Annotated in this window: 15 protein-coding genes; 7 read left to right on the top strand and 8 right to left on the bottom strand. The window is 62.0% G+C overall.

Annotated elements, in window-relative coordinates; genetic code table 11:
* Positions 1-24 precede the first annotated feature (24 nt).
* The 7 genes from AB4O25_RS05940 to AB4O25_RS05910 form a co-directional block, all read right to left on the bottom strand.
* On the bottom strand, positions 25-1,506 hold the full coding sequence (locus tag AB4O25_RS05940; RefSeq protein ID WP_017528488.1) for a mannitol dehydrogenase family protein: 1,482 nt from the start codon (positions 1,504-1,506) through the stop codon (positions 25-27).
* A gap of 18 nt (positions 1,507-1,524) precedes the next feature.
* On the bottom strand, positions 1,525-2,628 hold the full coding sequence (locus AB4O25_RS05935) for an ABC transporter ATP-binding protein (protein WP_017528487.1): 1,104 nt from the start codon (positions 2,626-2,628) through the stop codon (positions 1,525-1,527).
* A gap of 23 nt (positions 2,629-2,651) precedes the next feature.
* Positions 2,652-3,482: a carbohydrate ABC transporter permease gene (locus tag AB4O25_RS05930; protein WP_017528486.1), complete on the bottom strand. Its 831-nt coding sequence runs from the start codon at positions 3,480-3,482 to the stop codon at positions 2,652-2,654.
* A 10-nt stretch (positions 3,483-3,492) separates the two neighbouring features.
* Entirely contained in the window at positions 3,493-4,383 is an 891-nt protein-coding gene (locus tag AB4O25_RS05925) for a carbohydrate ABC transporter permease (protein ID WP_460150648.1), read from the bottom strand.
* Positions 4,384-4,477: 94 nt separating this feature from the next.
* A complete protein-coding gene (locus tag AB4O25_RS05920; protein ID WP_370737729.1) occupies positions 4,478-5,761 on the bottom strand; it encodes an ABC transporter substrate-binding protein in 1,284 nt (427 codons plus the stop codon).
* A 218-nt stretch (positions 5,762-5,979) separates the two neighbouring features.
* Positions 5,980-6,885, bottom strand: coding sequence for an AraC family transcriptional regulator (locus tag AB4O25_RS05915; protein ID WP_017528483.1), 906 nt, complete (start codon positions 6,883-6,885; stop codon positions 5,980-5,982).
* Positions 6,886-6,957: 72 nt separating this feature from the next.
* Entirely contained in the window at positions 6,958-8,247 is a 1,290-nt protein-coding gene (locus AB4O25_RS05910) for a glycosyltransferase (RefSeq protein WP_460150647.1), read from the bottom strand.
* Between the two features lie 159 nt (positions 8,248-8,406).
* On the opposite strand from AB4O25_RS05910, the gene tpx reads away from it, so the two are divergent.
* The 7 genes from tpx (at position 8,407) to AB4O25_RS05875 (ending at position 21,202) form a co-directional block, all read left to right on the top strand.
* The gene (gene tpx / locus AB4O25_RS05905) at positions 8,407-8,907 is read left to right on the top strand and encodes a thiol peroxidase (RefSeq protein WP_017528481.1); all 501 of its coding nucleotides are present in this window, start codon (positions 8,407-8,409) and stop codon (positions 8,905-8,907) included.
* 232 nt (positions 8,908-9,139) lie between these two features.
* Positions 9,140-10,438 carry an MdtA/MuxA family multidrug efflux RND transporter periplasmic adaptor subunit gene (locus tag AB4O25_RS05900; protein WP_017528480.1) on the top strand — a complete coding sequence of 433 codons (1,299 nt, stop codon included), beginning with the start codon at positions 9,140-9,142 and terminating at the stop codon, positions 10,436-10,438.
* Positions 10,435-13,536, top strand: coding sequence for an MdtB/MuxB family multidrug efflux RND transporter permease subunit (locus AB4O25_RS05895; protein WP_460150646.1), 3,102 nt, complete (start codon positions 10,435-10,437; stop codon positions 13,534-13,536). Before AB4O25_RS05900 ends, AB4O25_RS05895 begins: the two co-directional genes overlap by 4 nt.
* Positions 13,533-16,640 carry an efflux RND transporter permease subunit gene (locus tag AB4O25_RS05890; protein ID WP_017528478.1) on the top strand — a complete coding sequence of 1,036 codons (3,108 nt, stop codon included), beginning with the start codon at positions 13,533-13,535 and terminating at the stop codon, positions 16,638-16,640. Before AB4O25_RS05895 ends, AB4O25_RS05890 begins: the two co-directional genes overlap by 4 nt.
* Positions 16,637-18,109, top strand: a complete 1,473-nt coding sequence (locus AB4O25_RS05885) for an efflux transporter outer membrane subunit (RefSeq protein ID WP_017528477.1) — start codon at positions 16,637-16,639, stop codon at positions 18,107-18,109. Before AB4O25_RS05890 ends, AB4O25_RS05885 begins: the two co-directional genes overlap by 4 nt.
* Positions 18,110-18,302: 193 nt before the next feature.
* Positions 18,303-20,399: a putative bifunctional diguanylate cyclase/phosphodiesterase gene (locus AB4O25_RS05880; protein ID WP_017528476.1), complete on the top strand. Its 2,097-nt coding sequence runs from the start codon at positions 18,303-18,305 to the stop codon at positions 20,397-20,399.
* A 56-nt stretch (positions 20,400-20,455) separates the two neighbouring features.
* A complete protein-coding gene (locus AB4O25_RS05875) occupies positions 20,456-21,202 on the top strand; it encodes an SDR family oxidoreductase (protein WP_065878936.1) in 747 nt (248 codons plus the stop codon).
* Between the two features lie 60 nt (positions 21,203-21,262).
* Here the strand turns inward: AB4O25_RS05875 and mapR are convergent, their stop codons facing one another.
* Positions 21,263-22,672, bottom strand: coding sequence for a GntR family transcriptional regulator MpaR (gene mapR, locus AB4O25_RS05870; protein WP_017528474.1), 1,410 nt, complete (start codon positions 22,670-22,672; stop codon positions 21,263-21,265).
* Positions 22,673-22,710 lie beyond the last annotated feature (38 nt).

Genomic DNA, 22,710 nt, shown 5'->3' with positions numbered 1-22,710 from the left:
TGGCAACCCGCCCCTCCCGCATTTCTAAACCGGTTTCTTCAGGAGGTTTTGCAGGGTCGCTGTGACCCCGTTATCACGCAAGCTCACAAAACACCGCTCGAAAGCTGCCACAAACGCAGGCGAGTTGGGAATAGCCGTGCCGAAAATCTCTTCCACGCCCAACAGGCGTTTGCTGATCAACGCATCATCGCTCACCAGCCCCTGGCAGAACTCGGCACGCGGGTCGGGAATCGTGTAGGTCACGCCATTCTCATCCACACCCTTGAGGTACAACGCCCAGGCAGCCACCACCAACGCCGCGCGCTCAGTCTCACGCCCATCCGCAATCAAGCGGTTAATGGTCGGTACGGTGAATTTGGGAAACTTCGACGAGCCATCCGAACACACGCGCTCCAACTGGTCGGCAATCGCCTGGTTGGAGAAGCGCTCCACCAGCGTCTGCTTGTACGTCGTCAGGTCGATGCCGGGTACCGGCGCCAGGTTCGGCGTGACGTCCAGGTCCATGTAGGCACGCATATAGGCGACGAAGACCGGATCGTTCATGGTCTCGTGCACAAACCGGTAACCCTTGAGAAACCCCAGGTAGGTCAGCGCCAGATGGCTGCCGTTGAGCAACCCGATTTTCATCTCTTCGTAGGGCGTCACGTCGTCGGTGAATTGCACGCCGACCTTTTCCCAGGCCGGGCGGCCGTTGACGAATTTGTCTTCCAGCACCCACTGCACGAAAGGCTCGCACACCACCGGCCAGGCATCATCGATGCCGTGCTGGTCGTGCAGTTGCAGGCGGTGCGCGGTGCTGGTCATTGGCGTGATGCGGTCGACCATGGCATTCGGGAAACTCACGTTGGCCTTGATCCAATCGTGCAGCCCGGCGTCGTGCAGGGCGGCGAACGCCAGCAGGGCCTTGCGCGTGACGGCGCCATTGTGCGGCAGGTTATCGCAGGACATCACGGTGAACGCCGGAGTGCCGGCGGCGCGGCGCCTGGTGAGGGCGGCGCAGATAAACCCGAACACGGTTTTCGGCGCGCCGGGGTGCGCCAGGTCGTGCTGGATCTGCGGCAGGTGGGCCATGAACTCGCCGTTACTGTCGTCGATGCAGTAGCCGCCTTCGGTGATGGTCAGCGAGACGATGCGAATCGCCGGGTCAGCCAGTTTATCGATCAGCGCCTGGGCGCCGTCCTCGGCCAGCAGCATGTCGCTGATCGCGCCGATCACACGCACTTCGGTGTCATCGGTGTCGCCCAGTTCATACAGGGTGAACAGGTAGTCCTGGCCGGCCAGGTCGTCGCGGGCCTTGCGGTCCTCGGCGCGCAGGCCGACGCCGCAGATGCTCCAATCCAGGCCTTCGCCGGTGTTCATCAAGGCATCGGTGTAATACGCCTGGTGCGCGCGGTGGAAACCACCGACGCCGATATGGGCGATGCCCTGGGAGGTGCTGGCAAGGGTGTAGGCCGGGATTTTTACCAGCGGCGCCAGTTGGGTCAGGTTCTGTGCAGTGAGCTTCATAACGTAGTACTCGCGAAATCAGGCGGCAGCGCGCAGTGGGCGGGCTACGGCCACGCCGTCGGTGTCGAACAGATGGCAGTGCGCCGGGTCCAGGTGCAGATGCAGCGTTTCGCCGTATTGGCTGGCCATGTCGCCACGGATACGCAGGGTCAACGGCTCGCCGTTGCGGGTGTTGACGTGGCAGAAGGTGTCGCTGCCCAGGCGTTCGCCGACGTCGGCGGTCACGGTCAGGGTGGTCTGGCCGGGCGTGGCGATTTCCAGGTGTTCCGGGCGAATGCCCAGGGTCACGGCGCTGCCCACGCTCAAGGTCGGGCCACTGAGCGGCAGGTTGATCAAGGTACCGGCGTCCAGTTGCACGTCGCAGCTCTGTGACTCGACCCGTGTGACCTTGCCCTTGAGGAAACCCATTTTTGGCGTGCCGAGGAAGCCCGCGACAAACAGGTTGGCCGGCTGATGGTACAGCTCCAGTGGTGAGCCGACCTGTTCGATGCGGCCGCTGTTGAGCACCACGACTTTGTCGGCCAGGGTCATGGCTTCGACCTGGTCATGGGTGACGTAGATCATGGTCGCCTGCAGTTCCTTGTGCAGGCGCGCCAGTTCCAGGCGCATCTGCACGCGCAGGGCGGCGTCGAGGTTGGACAGTGGTTCGTCGAACAGGAAGATCTTCGGGTTGCGCACAATCGCCCGGCCGATCGCCACGCGCTGGCGCTGGCCGCCGGAGAGTTGCTTGGGCTTGCGCTCCAGCAACGGGCCCAGCTCCAGGATGCGCGCGGCTTCGCTGACTTTGCTGTCCACCAGCTTTTTATCGACCCCGGCCAGGTCCAGGGCAAACGACATGTTCTTGCGCACGCTCATGTGCGGGTACAGCGCGTAGGTCTGGAACACCATCGCCAGGTCGCGCTTGGCTGGGGTGACTTCGGTGATGTCGCGGCCATCGAGTTCGATCGTGCCGTCGCTGACTTCCTCCAGGCCGGCGATCAGGCGCAGCAGGGTGGATTTGCCGCAGCCCGACGGGCCGACAAACACCACGAACTCTTTGTCGTTCACCTCCAGGTCGATGCCCTTGATGATCGAGAAACCTTCGAAGCCTTTTTGCAGATTCTTGATTTTCAGGTTGGCCATGATGGGCCCTCCGCTAGGAATTTTTATTTAACGGCGCCGAAGGACAACCCGCGCACCAACTGTTTCTGGCTGATCCAGCCAAAGATCAGGATCGGCGCGCAGGCCAGGGTCGAGACGGCGGACAATTTGGCCCAGAACAAGCCTTCGGGGCTGGAGTAAGAGGCGATCAGCGCGGTGAGCGGCGCGGCGGCGGACGAGGTCAGGTTCAACGACCAGAACGCCTCGTTCCAGCACAGGATCAGCGACAGCAACACCGTGGAGGCCAGGCCGCCCTTGGCGATCGGCAGCAGCACGCGGACCATTTCCTGCCACAGGGTGGCGCCGTCCAGGCGCGCGGCTTCGAGGATGTCCTTGGGGATGTCCTTGAAGTAGGTGTAAACCATCCAGACCACGATCGGCAGGTTGATCAGCGTGTAGATAATGATCAGCGCAATGCGCGTATCCAGCAGGCCAAAGCTCTTGGCCAGCAGGTAGATCGGCATCAGCACGCCCACCGGCGGCAGCATCTTGGTGGACAGCATCCACAGCAGCGTGCCCTTGGTGCGCTGGGTTTCGTAGAACGCCATGGAGTAGGCGGCCGGCACCGAGATCAGCAGGCACAGCGCGGTGGCGCTGAACGAAATCAGCACCGAGTTCCACGCATAGGCAAAGTAGTTGCTGCGTTCGTTGATGTGCAGGTAGTTCTCCAGCGTCGGCGTGAAGATGAACTGCGGCGGCGTGGCGAACGCATCGATTTCGGTCTTGAAGCTGGTCAGCACCATCCAGAAGATCGGGAAGAAGATCAGGATCGCGATGGCCCAGGCCAGTGTGCCGAGCAACAGGCTCTGCAGGCGGCGGGATTGTTGAAGCGTCATGGCGCGGCCCTCAAGGCTTGTCAGTCAGGTTTTTGCCGATCATCCGCACCAGGATGATCGCCGCGATATTGGCGATGACCACGGCAATCAAGCCGCCGGCCGAGGCCATGCCCACGTCGAACTGCACCAGTGCCTGGTTGTAGATCAGGTAGGCGAGGTTGGTCGAGGCGTAGCCGGGGCCACCGTTGGTGGTGGTGAAGATTTCGGCGAACACCGAGAGCAAAAAGATCGTTTCGATCATCACCACCACGGCAATCGGGCGGGCCAGGTGGGGCAGGGTCAGGTGCCAGAAAATCGCGATGGCGCCGGCACCGTCCAGGCGCGCGGCTTCCTTTTGTTCCTGGTCCAGGGACTGCATGGCGGTCATCAGCAACAGGATCGCGAAGGGCAGCCATTGCCATGACACGATGATGATGATCGACAGCAACGGGTAGTGCGCCAGCCAGTCCACCGGCTCGGCGCCGAACAGCTTCCACACGGCGGCGAGAATCCCCGACACCGGGTGGAAGATCAGGTTCTTCCAGATCAGCGCGCCCACGGTGGGCATGATGAAGAACGGTGAAATCAACAACACCCGCACGATGCCGCGACCCAAAAACTCACTGGCCTCCAGCAGGGCACTGATCAACACGCCGAACACCACGCTGATCAGCAGCACGCTGCCCACCAGCAACAGGGTATTGGTGGCGCCGGGCAGGAAGCCCGAGTCGGTGATGAAATAGGTGAAGTTCTCCAGCCCCACGAATTGGTTTTCGCCGGGGTAGAGCAGGTTGTAGCGGATAAGCGAAAAGTACAGGGTCATGCCCAGCGGCACGATCATCCAGACCAGCAGCATGGCGACCGAGGGCGTGACAAGGAACCAGCCGGGGTTGGCCAGGCGGTTTTTGCGGGGTGTATTCATGATAATCAAGGCCAGTGCGGAGCAAGGATCGGAGTGGGGTCAATGTGGGAGGGGGGCAAGCCCCCTCCCACATTGAACTGCGGTGAGGCCCCGGTTATTTGGGGTAACCGGCCCGCTTCATTTCCCGCTCGGTGGTGGTCTGCGCCGCCGTCAATGCCGCATCGACCGTCTGCTGGCCGGTTAGCGCACCGGAGAAGAACTTGCCGACCTGGGTACCGATCGCCTGGAACTCAGGAATGGTCACCAGCTGGATACCGATATACGGCACTGGCTCAAGCGTCGGTTTGGTCGGGTCGGCGACTTTCAGCGATTCCAGGGTCACCTTGGCGAACGGCGCGGCTTTCATGTAGTCGTCGCTGTAGGTCGAGGTGCGGGTGCCCGGCGGTACGTTGGCGATGCCGTCGGTCTTGGCGACCAGGGCGCCGTATTCCTTGGAAGTCGCCCAGGTGGTGAACACCTTGGCGGCGTCCTTGGCCTTGGAGCTGGTCGGGATCGCCAGGCTCCAGGAGTACAGCCATGAGGTGCCCTTGTCGGTTTTCTCGTGCGGTGCAAACGTAAAGCCGACGTGGTCCGCTACCTTGCTTTGGGTCTTGTCGGTGACGAAGGAGCCCGCCACGCTGGCATCCACCCAGATCGCGCATTTGCCGCTGTTGAACAGCGCCAGGTTTTCGTTGAAACCGTTGCTGGAAGCACCTGGCGGGCCGGATTTTTTCATGTTGTCGACGTAGAAGTTCAGCGCATCCTTCCACTCAGGGCCGTTGAATTGCGGCTGCCATTTCTCATCGAACCAGCGCGCTCCGTAGCCGTTGGCCAGGGTAGTGATCAGCGCCATGTTCTCGCCCCAACCGGCTTTGCCACGCAGGCACAGGCCGTATTGCTCTTTGGACTTGTCGGTGAGTTTGCCGGCGAATTCGCCGATCTGGCTCCAGGTCGGGTGCTCGGGCATGCTCAGCCCGGCGTTTTTGAACAGGTCGGTGCGGTAGTAAGTGATCGAGCTTTCGGCGTAGAACGGGAGGGCATACAGCGAACCCTTGACCGACAAACCATCACGTACCGAAGGGAACACATCATCGAGGTCGTAGGACGCCGGCAGGTCCTTCATTGGCTCCAGCCAGCCCTTGGCACCCCAGAGTGCGGCTTCGTACATGCCGATGGTCAACACATCGAACTGCCCGCCCTGGGTGGCGATGTCGGTGGTCAGGCGCTGGCGCAGCACGTTTTCTTCGAGCACCACCCAATTCAACTTGATCTCCGGGTGCTCGGCCTCGAAGGTTTTCGAGAGCTTTTGCATGCGGATCATGTCGCTGTTGTTGACGGTGGCAATGGTCAGTGTTTGCGCGCCAAAGCTGACGGCGCTGAGGGTCATGCAGGTAGTCATGCAGGTGGAGACAAGCAGTGCTTTTGCTGTGAACTTCATCGCGCACTCCATTTCCGCGCCCAGGGGGCTACAGAAGGACAGTTATTGTTGTTGTGTCTTCCTACAGAGAGTCAGGAAGAGTGTGCGTTGATTACAGCCTTCTACAGACCGGGTGACAAATCCTTGGGAACACTTGGACTGATACTTTTTTGCACTCGGTCACTGGGGCGCTGGAAGCGTTAAGCCAGGTTCTGCTCAGTGAGCCGCTGTACCGCCAGGCGTCGGTAGTGCGAAGGCGTCATGCCTTTGAGCTGCTGGAAGCGTCGGTTGAAGTTGGAGATGTTATTGAAGCCTGACTCAAAGCACACATCCGTCACGGCCTTATCGCCATCGGCGAGCAACTCGCAGGACTTGCTGATGCGCAGCCGATTGACGAACTCGATAAACGTGCGCCCGGTGGCCTGTTTGAACACCCGCGAAAAGTACGTCGGCTTCATGCCCAGGTGCTCGGCCACTTCTTCGAGCGAAAGCTCCCGCGCATAGTGGGCAAAAATGTAATCGACCGCGCGGTTGGTACGGTCGATGCTGTGTTCATCGGCCAGTTGCGGCGTCGTCACGCCGGACAACAGTTGGTAATCCTCGCAGGCACTGAGCACCTCCAGCAGGATAAAAAAGTGCCCCAGGCGCGCCATGCCTTGGGCGTCCTCGATGCGTTGCATCAAGGTCATGGCCTGGGCGATGGTTTTTTTACAGCGAAATTCGATGCCGTATGGCGCGCGTTCAAGCAACGGCGCCAGGCTTTTGAGTTCGGTGAAGATCTGGCTGCCACCTTCGAGCAGTTCCTCGGTGAAGTTCACCAACATGTCGCGCTTGGGCACCACTTCGTCCTCCTCCACCTGGCTGATCCAGTTATGGGGCAGGTTGGGGCCGGTGAGGAACAGGCTTTCGGGGTAGAAGTTGCCGATGTAGTCGCCGATGAACACCTTGCCGGAACTGGCGACGATCAAGTGCAGTTCGTATTCCTTGTGGAAATGCCAGCGCACCAGGGGGCAGGGGAAGCCGTGCTGGCGATAGATGATGGACAGACCGTTGTGATCGTCCATTAGCTCGTAGGAAGGGTCGGTGATTCGCGTTGCTCGGGTCATGCTGCCGTCGCTTTATTGTTGGTTGCGCCCCGAATAATGCCCCCTTGCGGGCGGCCCTGCCAGCCTCGGTGTTCAGAGGGTGCGGTTTTTGGCTTCGATCCACTGCGACATGTACTGGGTACTTTTATGGGCATGGTGGCGCAGCATGCTGCCGGTGAAGTTGGTACGTCGATGGGCGGCAAGGTTGCGCCGGCAGTGCTCCAGGCACGCCAGCAGGGCCGGGCCGTGGGCCGACTGGTCGTAGCGTCGGGCAAGCAAGTGGCGCCCGTGTTCCTGGGCCTGGTTCCAGCGTTCGCGATCCTGGTACAAGGCCACCGCAGCCGCCGCCAGGGCAGGGGCACTCTGTTCGATTGCGCCCGGCCATGGCTGTGCATCGCCCATGGCTTCGGCGCCAATCGGTGTGGTGATGTTGGGCGTGCCACACAGCATCGCGTCCGCCAGCTTGCCCTTGATGCCGGCACCAAAGCGCAGGGGTGCGAGGCAGATACGGGCGGCCGTCATCACCTGCAGCGCGTCTTCGGCCCAATTCATCACGTGAAAACCCTGGGCCGGGTTGTGTAGGGCGGTGGCTTTGGGTGGGGTGTAGGCGCCATAGACATGCAACTGCGCACCCGGCAGTTGCTGGCGAATCAGCGGCCACAGGCTGCTTTTCATCCATAGCACCGCATCCCAGTTGGGCGCATGGCGGAAATTACCGATACTGAGAAAGTGCGCGCGGTCTTCATAAGGCGCGAACGCCGTGGTCGGCGGCACCATCATCAAAGGGCACCAGTGGAGCAGGGCGGCCGGCACCTTGAACTGCTCAGTGAGCAGGCGGATTTCCACGTCGGAGATCATCAGGCTGATGTCGCAGCGGTAAATCGCGGCGATTTCGCGCTTGGCCAGGTCGGTCTCGGCCATCAACTGGAACTCTTGCTCCAGGGCGGGCGCGAACAGCGTGCCGAAGTCGTCGCTGCCCGGGTGTGCCTTGACGTGGTCCTTGAGGCGTTGATGGCGTGCGTCGCGCAGGCTTTGCAGGTCGCTGGTTTCCAGCACGCGCAGGGCATCGGGGCAGTGCTTTTCCACGCGCCAGCCGAATTGCTCTTCCATCATGAAACGGTCGAACAACACAATATCCGGGGCGAGTTCACGGATAAAATCGTCGAAACTGCTGTTATTGAGTTCGATGGCGCATTCGGCGATACCCAGGCTGAGCAGGTCAGCCTTGTGCTCGCCGAGTGCGGCGGGACTGCTGAAGGTAATGTCCCAGCCTTGCGTGAGAAAGGTCTCAAGGATTTGTATCATATGCCCGCCCGCCGCCGAGGAACGGGGTTCCGGCCAGACGTAACCAATGACCAGGACTTTGGTGGCGCGCGGCTTCATCAACAATGGCTTCCTTTAAGGAGAGGCGAAAAGCGCGCAATTAAACCACAACCGGCCGGCATGACAATTTGCGTCCGGCGGTAGGTAGCTCCCTTGGTTTGTGGTTAACTTCCGCCTCTCGAATTCGTTTAACCAAAACCCAGCATAAGGATTCCGTTCATGGCTCAAGTCACTCTTAAAGGCAACCCTGTCCAGGTTGAAGGCCAATTGCCGAAAGTCGGCGACAAAGCTGCAGACTTCACCCTGACCGCCGGCGATCTGTCCAACGCCACCCTGGCCACTTTCGCCGGCAAGCGCAAAGTGCTGAACATCTTCCCAAGCGTCGACACCCCAACCTGCGCGACTTCGGTACGCAAGTTCAACGCCCAGGCCAACGATGTGGAAAACACCGTGGTGCTGTGCATCTCCACCGACCTGCCATTCGCCCAGGCGCGTTTCTGCGGCTCCGAAGGCCTGGAAAACGTGAAGAACCTGTCGGATTTCCGTGATCCGGATTTCGCCGTTGACTACGGTGTTGCGATTGCCGACGGCGCGCTCAAAGGCCTGACCGCTCGTGCCGTTGTAGTGCTGGACGAAAACGACAACGTGCTGCACAGCGAGTTGGTCAAGGAAATCGCCGAAGAGCCGAACTACGCAGCGGCCCTGGCTGTTCTGAAGTAACTGTTTCGGCGCATTACTGTCGTTTTGCAGTAACACGCGTGATACATGATTGCGGCCTGGCCTAGTCCAGGCCGTTTTCATTTACAGCTCAAATGCTTAGCGAAATAGCCGGTGGACTAAGCCGCCGCGGTTAAAAGTTGTAAGCCCAAGGTAAATAGCCGGTAAAGGCGCTTTTCTTAATGCGCTCCAGTGCTTATCTTTCAGCCTCCCCAAGTAGAAGCTTTCGCGCCCAATGGTTGATCACTCCATGCAATCCTCCCCCCGCAACTCCCGTCGCTGGCTGTTCGGCCTGCTTGTGCTGCTGGTTATCGCCGGCCTGTGCTGGAAATTCTGGCCAAGCGGCGCGGCCCACAAAGACGCACCGGCCGGCCATGCCAGCAAGACCGGCATGGCGCGCCCAGGGTTTGGCGGCTCGACCGGCCCGGTGCCCGTGCGCGTAGCCCCTGCGGTACTCGGCGAGTTTGCGGTGTACTACAAGGCGTTGGGGACGGTCACTGCACTGAACACCATCAATGTGCGCAGCCGGGTGGGCGGCGAGCTGGTGAAGATCGCCTTTGAAGAAGGGCAGATGGTCAAGGCCGGCGACCTGTTGGCGGAGATCGACCCGCGCAGCTACCAGAACGCCTTGCTCCAGGCCCAGGGCACCTTGTTGCAGAACCAGGCCCAGCTGAAAAACGCCCAGGTCGACGTCGAGCGCTATCGTGGCCTCTACGCCCAGGACAGCATCGCCAAGCAAACCCTGGACACCGCCGAAGCACTGGTTTTGCAATACCAGGGCACGGTCAAGACCAACCAGGGCGCCGTGGACGACGCCAAGCTCAACCTTGAATTCACCAAGATCCGCGCGCCCATCAGCGGCCGCGTAGGCCTGCGTCAGGTCGACGTGGGCAACCTGGTGGCGGCCAACGACACCACCTTCCTTGCCGTTATCACCCAGACCCAACCCATCAGCGTGGCCTTTACCCTGCCGGAAAACACCCTGGACACCGTGCTTGCCCGTTATCGGGCCGGCAACAAGTTGCCCGTCGAAGCCTGGGACCGTGGCGACGTGAAGAAACAGGCGGTTGGCGTATTGCAAAGCCTCGACAACCAGATCGACGTCACCACCGGCACCCTGAAATTCAAGGCGCGCTTCGATAACAAGGATCAGGCGCTGTTCCCCAACCAGTTCGTCAACGTGCATCTGCTGGCCGACACCCTGCACAACGTGGTGCTGGTGCCGTCCGCTGCGATCCAGTTCGGCAACGCCGGCACCTTTGTCTACAAACTCGACGGTGACAAGAAGGTCAAGGTCCAGCCCCTGGTCGTCGGCGACACCGATGGCGATAACACCGTGATCAAGGAGGGCCTGGTCGCCGGCGACCGCGTCGTACTCGAAGGTACCGACCGCCTCAAAGACGGCAGTGAAATCGAAGTGGTCAACGACAGCAGCGAAGTCCCGACTACCCCGACCGAACACTTGCAAGGCAAGCCCGCCGCTAAAGGGGAGACCGGCGCCAGCGCCGGCAAGGCGCAAAAGGTCGGTTCATGAACCTGTCGCGGCTGTTTATTCTTCGTCCGGTCGCCACCACGCTGAGCATGCTGGCCATCGTGCTGGCCGGGATCATCGCGTACCGCCTGTTGCCGGTGTCGGCCTTGCCCCAGGTGGATTACCCGACCATCCGGGTGATGACCCTGTACCCCGGCGCCAGCCCCGACGTAATGACCAGCGCGGTCACCGCACCTCTTGAGCGCCAGTTCGGGCAAATGCCCGGCCTCACCCAGATGGCGTCCACCAGCTCCGGCGGGGCGTCGGTGTTGACCCTGCGGTTCAACCTCGACATCAACATGGATGTCGCCGAGCAACAGGTGCAGGCCGCGATCAACGCCGCCACCAACCTGTTGCCCAAGGATTTGCCGGCGCCGCCGGTGTACAACAAGGTCAACCCCGCGGATACCCCGGTGCTGACCCTGGCCATCACCTCCAAGACCATGCTGCTGCCCAAGCTCAATGACTTGGTGGACACGCGCATGGCGCAAAAAATTGCCCAGATCAGCGGGGTCGGCATGGTCAGCATCGCCGGTGGTCAGCGCCAGGCCGTGCGTATCAAGGTCAACCCCGAGGCCCTGGCGTCCAACGGCTTGAACCTGTCGGATGTGCGCACCCTGATCGCCGCCTCCAACGTCAACCAGCCCAAGGGCAACTTCGACGGCCCCACCCGGGTGTCGATGCTCGATGCCAACGACCAGTTGGTCTCGCCCCAGCAATATGCCGAACTGATCCTCGCCTACAACAACGGCGCGCCTTTGCGCCTCAAGGATGTCGCGCAAATCGTCGACGGCGCCGAAAACGAACGCCTTGCCGCCTGGGCCAACGAAAACCAGGCCGTGCTGCTCAATATCCAGCGCCAGCCGGGCGCCAACGTGATCGAGGTGGTGGACCGCATCAAGGCGCTGCTGCCGAGCATCACCGACAACCTGCCGGCCGGCCTCGATGTCACCGTGCTGACCGACCGTACCCAGACCATCCGCGCCTCGGTGAAAGACGTGCAGCACGAATTGCTGATCGCCATTGCCCTGGTGGTGATGGTCACTTTCCTGTTCCTGCGCCGGGTCAGCGCCACGATCATTCCGTCGATTGCCGTGCCGCTGTCGCTGGTGGGCACCTTTGGCGTGATGTACCTGGCCGGGTTTTCCATCAACAACCTGACGTTGATGGCCTTGACCATCGCCACCGGCTTCGTGGTGGACGATGCCATCGTGATGCTGGAGAACATCTCCCGCTATATCGAAGAAGGCGAGACGCCGCTGGCCGCTGCCCTCAAGGGCGCCAAGCAGATCGGCTTTACCCTGGTTTCCCTGACCCTGTCGCTGATCGCGGTATTGATCCCGCTGCTGTTCATGGCTGATGTGGTGGGGCGTCTGTTCCGCGAGTTCGCCATCACCCTGGCGGTGGCGATCCTGATTTCCCTGGTGGTATCCCTGACGCTGACGCCGATGATGTGCGCGCGGTTGCTCAAGCGTGAACCCAAGGAAGAACAACAAAGCCGCTTTTACAAGGCCAGCGGCGCCTGGATCGACTGGATGATCGAAGCCTATGGGCGCAAGTTGCAGTGGGTGCTCAAGCATCAGCCGCTGACCCTGCTGGTGGCCATCGCCACCCTGGGCCTTACGGTGGTGTTGTACCTGGTGGTGCCCAAGGGGTTTTTCCCGGTGCAGGACACCGGGGTGATCCAGGGCATTTCCGAAGCGCCGCAGTCGATTTCGTTTGCCGCCATGAGCCAGCGCCAGCAGGAACTGGCCACAATCATCCTGGCCGACCCGGCGGTGGAGAGCCTGTCGTCCTACATCGGCGTGGACGGCGACAACGCCACCCTCAACAGTGGCCGCTTGCTGATCAACCTCAAGCCCCACGGCCAGCGCGACTTGAGCGCGGCCCAGGTGATTACCCGCTTGCAGCCGCAAATCGACAGGCTGGTGGGTATCCGCCTGTTCATGCAGCCGGTGCAGGACCTGACCATCGAAGACCGCGTGAGCCGCACCCAGTACCAGTTCAGCATGTCGTCACCGGACGCCGAGCTGCTGGCGCTGTGGAGCGAAAAACTGGTGCACACCCTGAGCCAGGTGCCGGAGCTTACCGACGTCGCCAGCGACTTGCAGGACAAGGGCCTGCAGGTGTACCTGGTGATCGACCGCGATGCGGCCTCGCGCCTGGGCGTCAGCGTGTCGACCATCACCGATGCGCTGTACGACGCGTTCGGCCAGCGCCAGATCTCGACGATCTACACCCAGGCCAGCCAATACCGCGTGGTGTTGCAGGCCCAGTCCGGCGAAACCCTTGGGCCCCAGGCCCTGAACCAGATCCATGTGAAAACCACCGATGGCGGCCAGGTGCGCCTGTCGAGTCTGGCCCGTGTCGAGCAACGCCAGGCGCAGTTGGCCGTCGCGCATATCGGCCAGTTCCCGGCGGTGATGATGTCGTTCAACCTGGCCCCCGGCGTGGCGCTGGGCAAAGGCGTGGAACTGATCAACCAGGCGCAGAAAGACATCGGCATGCCGCTGGGCGTGCAGACCCAGTTCCAGGGCGCGGCCCAAGCGTTCGAAGCCTCGCTGTCGAGTACCTTGCTGTTGATCCTGGCGGCGGTGGTCACCATGTATATCGTGCTGGGTGTGCTGTACGAGAGCTATATCCACCCGATCACCATTCTGTCGACATTGCCGTCGGCGGCGGTGGGCGCCCTGCTGGCGTTGCTGCTCAGCGGCAATGACCTGGGCATGATCGCGATCATCGGCATCATCCTGCTGATCGGCATCGTGAAAAAGAACGCGATCATGATGATCGACTTCGCCCTGGACGCCGAACGCAACCAGGGCCTCGACCCGCAGACCGCGATCTACCAGGCGGCGTTGCTGCGTTTCCGGCCGATCCTCATGACCACCCTGGCGGCCTTGTTCGGCGCGGTGCCGTTGATGCTGGCCACCGGCTCCGGCGCGGAATTGCGTCAGCCCCTGGGCCTGGTAATGGTCGGTGGCCTGCTGGTGAGCCAGGTGTTGACCCTGTTCACCACCCCGGTGATCTACCTGTACTTCGATCGCCTTGGCCGCCGCTGGCGCAAAGAGCCGCAACGCCTGGAGCCGCTTGAGTCATGAACCTGTCCGGACCTTTCATTCGCCGGCCGGTCGCCACGCTGCTGTTGAGTCTGGCGATCATGTTGCTGGGCGGGGTCAGCTTCAACCTGCTGCCGGTGTCGCCATTGCCGCAGATCGACTTCCCGGTGATCGTGGTCTCGGCGAATTTACCGGGAGCGAGCCCTGAGGTAATGGCCTCGACGGTGGCCACGCCGCTGGAGCGTTCCTTCGGCTCGATTGCCGGCATCACCACCATGAGCAGTTCGTCGAGCCAGGGCTCCACCCGAGTGATCCTGGCGTTCGACGCCGACCGTGATATCAACGGCGCGGCGCGGGAAGTACAAGCGGCCATCAACGCTTCGCGCAGCCTGTTGCCCAGCGGCATGCGCAGCATGCCCACCTACAAGAAGATCAACCCGTCCCAGGCGCCGATCATGGTGCTGTCGCTGACCTCGGACGTGTTGCCAAAGGGCCAGCTCTACGACCTGGCCTCCACCATCCTTTCGCAAAGCCTGTCCCAGGTGCCTGGTGTCGGCGAGGTGCAGATCGGCGGCAGCTCGCTGCCGGCGGTGCGTATCGAGCTGCAACCCAAGGCCCTCGACCAGTACGGCGTGGCCCTGGACGATGTCCGCAACACCATCGCCAATGCCAACCAGCGCCGGCCCAAGGGCTCGCTGGAAGACGGCGAGCGCAACTGGCAGATTCAGGCCAACGACCAGCTGGAAAAAGCCAAGGACTACGAGCCGTTGCTGATTCGCTACCAGAATGGCGCGGCCCTGCGCCTGTCGGATGTGGCGAAGATCAGCGATGGTGTCGAAGACCGCTACAACAGCGGTTTTTTCAACAACGATTCGGCGGTCCTGTTGGTGATCAACCGCCAGTCCGGCGCCAACATCATCGAGACCGTCCGGCAGATCAAGGCCCAGCTGCCGGCGTTGCAGGCGGTGTTGCCGTCCAGCGTCAAGCTGAGCCTGGCCATGGACCGTTCGCCCGTGATCACCGCGACCTTGCATGAAGCCGAGATGACGCTGTTGATCGCGGTAGGGTTGGTGGTCCTGGTGGTCTACCTGTTCCTCGGCAACTTTCGCGCCTCGTTGATTCCCACCCTGGCGGTGCCAGTGTCACTGGTGGGCACGTTTGCCGTGATGTACCTGTACGGGTTTTCGTTGAACAACTTCTCGCTGATGGCGCTGATCCTGGCCACCGGCCTGGTGGTGGATGATGCCATTGTGGTGCTGGAGAACATTTCCCGGCACATCGACGAGGGCGTGCCGCCGATGAAGGCCGCGTACCTGGGGGCGCAGGAAGTCGGCTTCACCTTGTTGTCGATGAACGTGTCGCTGGTGGCGGTGTTCCTGTCCATCCTGTTCATGGGCGGCATCGTCACCAGCCTGTTCCGCGAATTTTCCATCACCTTGTCGGCCGCGATCATTGTGTCGTTGATCGTCTCGCTGACCTTGACCCCGATGCTCTGCGCCCGTTGGCTCAAGCCCCATGTCAAAGGGCGCATGACCGGTTTGCAGCGCTGGAGCCAGAAGATCAACGACCGCATGGTCGCGGGCTACGCCACCAGCCTGGACTGGGTACTGCGCCATAAGCGCCTGACCTTGCTCAGCCTGTTGCTGACCATCGGCATGAACGTGGCGTTGTACGTGGTGGTGCCCAAGACCTTTATGCCCCAGCAGGACACCGGCCAGTTGATCGGCTTTGTGCGCGGTGACGATGGCCTGTCGTTCAGCGTGATGCAGCCGAAGATGGAGACGTTTCGCAAGGCTGTGCTCAAGGACCCCGCGGTGCTCAGCGTGGCCGGTTTTATCGGCGGCAACAACGGCACCAACAATGCGGTGATGCTGGTACGCCTCAAACCCATCAGTGAACGCAAGGTCTCGGCCCAGGCGGTGATCGAGCGGCTGCGCAAGGACGTGCCACTGGTGCCGGGCGGGCGCCTGTTCCTGATGGCCGACCAGGACCTGCAATTTGGTGGCGGCCGAGACCAGACCAGCGCGCAATATTCCTACATCCTGCAAAGCGGTGACTTGGCCGCGCTGCGCCTGTGGTACCCCAAGGTGGTGGCTGCCCTGCGCGAGCTGCCGGAACTCACCGCCATCGACGCCCGCGAAGGTCACGGTGCGGCCCAGGTGACCTTGATTGTCGACCGCGACCAGGCCAAGCGCCTGGGCATCGACATGGACATGGTCACGGCGGTGCTCAACAACGCCTACAGCCAGCGGCAGATTTCGACGATCTACGACAGCCTCAATCAGTACCAAGTGGTGATGGAGGTCAACCCCAGGTACGCCCAGGACCCGATCACCCTCAACCAGATGCAGGTCATCACCGCCGATGGCGCGCGGGTGCCGTTGTCGACCATTGCCCACTATGAGAACAGCCTGGCCGATGACCGGGTCAGCCATGAAGGCCAGTTCGCCTCGGAAAACATCGCCTTCGACATGGCGCCGGGCGTAACCGTAGAGCAGGGCACCGCCGCCATCGAGCGGGCAATTGCCAAGGTCGGCTTGCCCGAAGACGTGATCGCCAAGATGGCCGGCACCGCCGATGCCTTCGCCGCCACGCAGAAAGGCCAGCCGTTCATGATCCTCGGCGCGCTGGTGGCGGTGTATCTGGTGTTGGGCATTCTGTATGAGAGCTACATTCACCCGCTGACGATCCTTTCGACCCTGCCTTCGGCCGGTGTCGGCGCCATGCTTGCCATCTACCTGACCGGCGGCGAGTTCAGCCTGATCTCCCTGCTGGGCCTGTTCCTGTTGATCGGCGTGGTAAAGAAGAACGCGATCCTGATGATCGACCTGGCCTTGCAACTGGAACGCAATGACGGCCTCGGCCCCTTGGAGTCGATTCGCAGCGCGTGCCTGCTGCGGTTGCGACCGATCCTGATGACCACCTTGGCGGCCATCCTCGGCGCCTTGCCCTTGCTGCTCGGCGCTGGCGACGGCGCGGAAATGCGTCGCCCCCTCGGCCTGACTATCATTGGTGGCCTGGTGTTCAGCCAGGTCCTGACGCTTTACACCACCCCGGTGGTTTACCTTTATCTCGACCGCGCGCGCCATCGCTTCAACGCCTGGCGCGGTGTGCGTACCGACGCTGCCCTGGACACTGCGCTATGACCGATTCAACCTTTGCTCGATTGGCCATGTCTCGTGGTTCTCGCATGGCGAGCCTGCTGTTCTGCGGCGTGTTACTCAGCGCCTGCGCTGTCGGCCCCGACTACAAGCGCCCCGACGTTGTCGAACCGGCGCAATTCAAGGAGGCCCAGGGGTGGCGCCAGGCCACGCCGAGTGATTCCCTGGCCCGTGGCGCCTGGTGGGAGTTGTACGGTGACCGTCAGCTCAATGACCTGGTGGTGCGCCTGAACAACGCCAACCAAACCGTGGCCCAGGCCGAAGCGCGTTTTCGCCAGGCCCAGGCATTGGTGCGCAGCTCGCGCGGGGCGTTCTACCCCACCGTCGACCTGAGCGCCGGAAAAACCCGCGCCAGCCAGGGCACCGGCAGCAGCAGCGCCAGCTTGAGCAGTTCCAGCAGCGGCATCCGTGACACCCTCAACGCGCAGTTGGGTGTGAGCTGGGAGGCCGATATCTGGGGTAAATTGCGCCGCGGCCTGGAAGCCAACGAGGCCAGCGCCGAAGCCAGCTCGGCGGACCTCGCGGCCATGCGCCTGAGCCAGCAGTCGGAGCTGGTGCAAAGCTACCTGCAATTGCGGGTGATGGACGAGCAGACCCGTCTGTTGCAAGCCACGCTGGACACTTATCAGCGCTCCCTGCAAATGACCGAAAACCAGTACCGTGCCGGTGTCTCCGGCAAGGACGCGGTAGCCCAGGCGCAAACCCAGCTCAAGACCACCCAGGCCAGCCTGATCGACCTGATCTGGCAGCGCGCCCAACTCGAAAACGCCATCGCCGTGCTGATCGGCGAGGCGCCGGCCAACTTCAACCTGGCCGTCAGCAAGGACATTCCGGCGTTGCCGCAGATCCCGGTGAGCCTGCCGTCGCAACTGCTGGAGCGCCGCCCGGACATCGCCTCGGCCGAGCGCTCGGTGATCGCCGCCAACGCCAATATCGGCGTGGCCAAGGCTGCGTATTACCCGGACCTGAGCCTGAGTCTGGCCGGGGGTTATTCCAGCAGCACCTATGCCGATTGGATCAGCCTGCCGAATCGGTTCTGGTCGGTAGGGCCGAAACTGGCGATGACCCTGTTCGACGGCGGCCAGCGGTCGGCGGAGGTCGACCGCACCGTTGCCAGCTATGACGAGACGGTGGCCAAGTACCGCCAGACCGTGCTGGATGGCTTTCGCGAAGTGGAAAACTACATGGTGCAGCTCAAGGTGCTGGAAGACGAGGCGGTGGTCAGCAACCAAGCGCTGGAAGCGGCGCGTGAATCGCTGCGCTTGACCCAGAACCAGTACAAGGCCGGGTTGATCGCCTACCTGGATGTGGTGACCGTGCAGGCGACCGCGCTGAGTAATGAACGCACCGTATTGACCTTGCTGCAGTCGCGGTTGGTGGCCAGCGTGCAACTGATCGCCGCATTGGGCGGCGGCTGGGACGGGCAAACCCAGGTCAGCGCCAAAGAAGATTAGCGGGGGCGGACAGCGACTCCCTTGACCCTGTCCAGCCGCCTGCACGCGGCTTTTGAAGCCAGCGGATTGACGTCAAAGACACCGGTGATGGCCCTCTGATAATTAATCAACTGTCGAAGAATTATTCTCGCTACAATCCGCGGCTTTTCCACTTGGCACGGGTGTTTTCAAGCCCGTTGCCCGCGAGAATCCCATGCTTATCGGCAGCTATTCAACCTCCCTCGTCGTGATCTCCCTGTTCGTCGCGATCCTGGCGTCCTATACCGCGCTGGACCTCGCCGGGCGCATCGCGACCGCCACGGGCCGTGCCGTTTACCTGTGGATGGCCGGCGGCGCGTTGGCGATGGGGGTTGGCGTGTGGTCCATGCATTTCATCGGCATGTTGGCGCTGCGCCTGCCGTTTGCCCTGGGCTTTGACATGGGGATAACCGCGCTGTCGTTGTTGATCGCGGTGATTTCCTGCGGCTTTGCACTCTGGCTGGTCAGCCAGCCACGCTTGCCGGCCTGGCAGTTGGCACTTGGCGCCTTGATCATGGGCACCGGCATCGCCAGCATGCACTACACCGGCATGGCCGCGATGCGCATGACGCCGGGCATCGACTACGACCCCACCTTGTTTGGCGCCTCGTTGCTAATCGCGGTGGTGGCGTCGGGTGCCGCGTTGTTGATCGCGTTCAACCTGCGCCGCAACACGCCCTATGTGCGCCTGGCGCGCGGCGGGGCGGCGGTGGTGATGGGGTTTGCCATCGTCGGCATGCATTACACCGGTATGGCGGCGGCACGCTTTGCCGATGAAAGCTATTGCGCCGCCGCGCTGGATGGCTTGACCGGCAAGGGCCTGGATAACCTGGTGCTGGTGACGACCCTGGCGGTGCTCGCCATTGCCTTGTTGACATCGCTGCTCGACGCACGCCTGGAGGCCCGCACCGCAGTGCTCGCCGACTCCCTGAGCCAAGCCAACCAGGAACTGACCCACTTGGCGCTGCACGACATGCTCACCGGCCTGCCCAACCGCACCTTGCTCGCCGACCGAATTCAACAGGCCATACAGGCGGTCAAGGAGCAGGGCGGTTGCTTTGCGCTGATGTTCATCGACCTGGACGGCTTCAAACCGGTCAACGATGCCTTTGGTCACCATTTGGGCGACCAGTTGCTACGCGAAGTCGGCCTGCGCCTGCGCGAAGACCTGCGCAGCCACGACACACTGGCCCGTATCGGCGGTGATGAGTTTGTGCTGCTGGTGCAACTCACGCAGCCGGACGATGCCCTGGGTCTTGCCGAGCGTCAGGTGGTGTTGATCAACCGGGTGTTCCAGGTGGCTGAGCATGAGTTGAAAATCTCCGCGAGCGTCGGCATCGCGATGTTCCCGGGCAACGGTAATAGCCCGCAGGAACTGCTGATGAACGCCGACGCCGCGATGTACCACGCCAAGGGCATGGGCAAAAACGGCTACAGCTTCTTCGATGTCTCGATGAACACTAACGCGCGCAAGCAATTGCAGTTGTTGCAGGACCTGCGCACGGCGGTTGAGCAGCAACAGTTTCGCCTGTACTACCAACCCAAGTTCGACGCAGTCAGCGGTCTCCCGGTGGGGGCCGAAGCGTTGCTGCGTTGGGAGCACCCGCTGCAAGGCCTGTTGTTGCCAGCGGTATTTATCGAGCTGGCGGAAAAGACCGGTTTGATCATTCCCATCGGTGAATGGGTGCTCAATGAAGCCTGTCGCCAAATGAGCCTGTGGTACGCCCAGGGCTATGAAAACTGGCGCATCGCCGTGAACTTGTCGGCGCTGCAGTTTTGTCACGCCGAGCTGGTCAACAGCGTGGCCACGGCTTTGGGTCGCCACCGGTTACCGGCCAACAACCTGACGCTGGAGATCACCGAGACCACCGCCATGAGCGATGCCGATGCAAGCATGATGGTGTTGCAACAGCTCTCGGACATGGGCGTCGACCTGTCCATCGATGATTTCGGCACCGGTTATTCCAGCCTGATGTACCTCAAGCGCCTGCCGGCCAATGAACTGAAGATCGACCGTGGTTTTGTGCGTGACCTGGAGCACGACAGCGACGACGCGGCAATCGTCTCGGCCATCGTCGCCCTCGGCCAGGCCCTTGGGCTACGCATTGTTGCCGAGGGGGTGGAAACCGATATGCAGCAGCGTTTCCTTACGCGCCTGGGGTGTAACTCGTTGCAAGGTTACCTGTTGGGCCACCCGTTGCCGGCCGAAGGCTTCATGGCGGATATTCGGCGCGCCGAAGCGACGCAGGAGCCTGACAAACGCGATACATGACGGGTATTCTTGGATCCGATCCTATACACACCAGGTTGAATCAGGAGATCGCACGCATGGACAAAGTCGTCATCATCACCGGGGGCAGTCGGGGGATTGGCGCCGAGACGGCGTTACTGGCCGCTCGCCAAGGCTATCGCATCTGTATCAACTTCCAATCGGACGAAGACGCCGCCCATCGTGTGCTCGAACAGGTTCGTGCGCTTGGCGCCCAGGCGATTGCCGTGCGCGCCGATGTGAGCATCGAGGATGAAGTGATTGCGTTGTTCCATCGTGTCGACGCCGAATTGGGCCGCGTCACGGCATTGGTCAACAATGCCGGCACCGTGGGCCACAAATCGCGGGTTGATGAGATGTCTGAATTCCGCATCCTTAAAATCATGAAGACCAACGTGCTGGGGCCGATCCTGTGTGCCAAGCACGCGGTACTGCGCATGTCGCCCAGGCATGGCGGGCAGGGCGGTAGCATTGTCAACGTGTCTTCGGTGGCGGCGCGCCTCGGTTCGCCGGGTGAATACGTCGACTATGCGGCCTCCAAGGGCGCACTCGATACCTTCACCATCGGTTTGTCCAAGGAAGTCGCGGGCGAGGGCATTCGCGTGAATGCGGTGCGCCCCGGCTATATCTTTACCGACTTCCATGCCCTGAGCGGTGACCCCGACCGCGTCAGCAAACTGGAGTCCGGTATCCCCATGGCCCGTGGCGGGCGACCGGATGAAGTGGCGGAGGCGATTATCTGGTTGTTGTCGGACAAGGCTTCTTATGCCACCGGTACTTTTCTGGACCTGGGCGGCGGCCGTTGAGTCGATAGCCAACGCTGTGCAAGGGCATGCCGCCTGGCTTTTGCCCTGCACCGGTGGCCATTAGAACGAACGCACAATCCGTCCCAGCGTCTCCATCGCCTTCTCCGACGCCTCGGTCCATGGGCTGCCATAGTTCAAACGAATGCAATTGCGAAAGCGCCGGGTCGCCGAAAAGATCGGGCCCGGCGCAATGCTGATGCCTTGGGCCAGGGCCATCTGGAATAACTTCAGCGAGTCGGTCTGTTCCGGCAATTCCAACCATAGGAAATAGCCGCCGGCCGGTTGGCTGACGCGGGTCTGCGCCGGGAAGTACCGGGCGATGGCGGCGAGCATGGCGCTTTGTTGTTCTTCCAGGGCATAGCGCAGTTTGCGCAAGTGCCGGTCATAGCCGCCATGTTGCAGGTAGTCGGCGATCGCCGCCTGGGCCGGCATCGAGGGGCATAACGAGGTCATCAACTTCAGGCGCTCGACCTTTTGCGCGTAACGCCCGGCCGCCACCCAGCCGACGCGATAACCCGGCGCGAGGCTCTTGGCAAACGAGCCGCAGTGCATCACCAGGCCCTCGGTATCAAAGGCCTTGGCCGGCTTGGGTGCCTGTTGCCCGTAATACAGCTCGGCGTACACATCGTCCTCGATCAGCGGTACCTGATGGCTGCGCAGCAGTTCCACCAATGCCTGTTTCTTGGCTTCCGGCAAGGTGGCGCCCATGGGGTTCTGGAAACTGGTCATGGTCCAGCAGGCCTTGATCGGGTAGCGTTCCAGGGTTTGTGCCAAGGCGTTAAGGTCGATGCCGTCGCGCGGGTGCACGGGGATCTCCACCGCCTTGAGCTTCAAGCGTTCCAGTACTTGCAGGCAGGCGTAGAACGCCGGGGCTTCGATGGCCACCAGGTCGCCGGGTTCGGTGACGGCTTGCAGGCACAGGTTCAGCGCTTCCAGGGCACCGTTGGTGATCAGCAGCTCTTCCATCGGCAGCATCAGGCCACCGACCATATAGCGCAGGGCAATTTGCCGACGCAGCTGCGGGTTGCCGGGCGACATGTCGGTGACCACCAGCCGTGGGTCCATTTCACGGCTCGCGCTGGCCAGGGAGCGGGCCAGGCGTGGCAGTGGGAACAGCATGGGGCTGGGAAACGCCGAGCCGAACGGCACGGTGTTGGGGTCTTTGATAGAGTCGAGTACCGAGAACACCAACTCGCTCACATCCACCTCGGTGGACTCATGCACCTGCTCGCTCACCACCGGCTCGGAAAACGGGCTTGGTGCATGGGTGTTGACGAAGTAGCCGGAACGCGGACGCGCACGGATCAGGCCTCGGCGCTCCAGCAGGTAATACGCCTGGAACACCGTGGACGGGCTGACGCCGTAGGTCTGGCTGGCATAACGCACCGACGGCACGCGCTGGCCGGGCCCGAGGACGCCGGAGCGGATCAGTTCTGCGATGTCGTCGGCGAATTTTTCGTAGCGTTTCATGAGTGGCCTTGAACAGATTTTTCAGTCGGTACACAGGG

The sequence above is a fragment of the Pseudomonas sp. S3_A03 genome (assembly GCF_054668275.1).
This window is presented reverse-complemented; position numbering and strand designations above follow the sequence as displayed.

What these genes read in the sequence shown, in the direction of transcription:
- AB4O25_RS05935 (WP_017528487.1), bottom strand. Translation starts at nt 2,628, where the DNA reads ATGGCCAACCTGAAAATCAAGAATCTGCAAAAAGGCTTCGAAGGTTTC.
- AB4O25_RS05890 (WP_017528478.1), top strand. Translation starts at nt 13,533, where the DNA reads ATGAACCTGTCCGGACCTTTCATTCGCCGGCCGGTCGCCACGCTGCTG.
- AB4O25_RS05930 (WP_017528486.1), bottom strand. Translation starts at nt 3,482, where the DNA reads ATGACGCTTCAACAATCCCGCCGCCTGCAGAGCCTGTTGCTCGGCACA.
- AB4O25_RS05900 (WP_017528480.1), top strand. Translation starts at nt 9,140, where the DNA reads ATGGTTGATCACTCCATGCAATCCTCCCCCCGCAACTCCCGTCGCTGG.
- AB4O25_RS05910 (WP_460150647.1), bottom strand. Translation starts at nt 8,247, where the DNA reads ATGAAGCCGCGCGCCACCAAAGTCCTGGTCATTGGTTACGTCTGGCCG.
- mapR (WP_017528474.1), bottom strand. Translation starts at nt 22,672, where the DNA reads ATGAAACGCTACGAAAAATTCGCCGACGACATCGCAGAACTGATCCGC.
- AB4O25_RS05915 (WP_017528483.1), bottom strand. Translation starts at nt 6,885, where the DNA reads ATGACCCGAGCAACGCGAATCACCGACCCTTCCTACGAGCTAATGGAC.
- AB4O25_RS05885 (WP_017528477.1), top strand. Translation starts at nt 16,637, where the DNA reads ATGACCGATTCAACCTTTGCTCGATTGGCCATGTCTCGTGGTTCTCGC.
- AB4O25_RS05895 (WP_460150646.1), top strand. Translation starts at nt 10,435, where the DNA reads ATGAACCTGTCGCGGCTGTTTATTCTTCGTCCGGTCGCCACCACGCTG.
- AB4O25_RS05920 (WP_370737729.1), bottom strand. Translation starts at nt 5,761, where the DNA reads ATGACTACCTGCATGACCCTCAGCGCCGTCAGCTTTGGCGCGCAAACA.
- AB4O25_RS05880 (WP_017528476.1), top strand. Translation starts at nt 18,303, where the DNA reads ATGCTTATCGGCAGCTATTCAACCTCCCTCGTCGTGATCTCCCTGTTC.
- AB4O25_RS05940 (WP_017528488.1), bottom strand. Translation starts at nt 1,506, where the DNA reads ATGAAGCTCACTGCACAGAACCTGACCCAACTGGCGCCGCTGGTAAAA.
- tpx (WP_017528481.1), top strand. Translation starts at nt 8,407, where the DNA reads ATGGCTCAAGTCACTCTTAAAGGCAACCCTGTCCAGGTTGAAGGCCAA.
- AB4O25_RS05925 (WP_460150648.1), bottom strand. Translation starts at nt 4,383, where the DNA reads ATGAATACACCCCGCAAAAACCGCCTGGCCAACCCCGGCTGGTTCCTT.
- AB4O25_RS05875 (WP_065878936.1), top strand. Translation starts at nt 20,456, where the DNA reads ATGGACAAAGTCGTCATCATCACCGGGGGCAGTCGGGGGATTGGCGCC.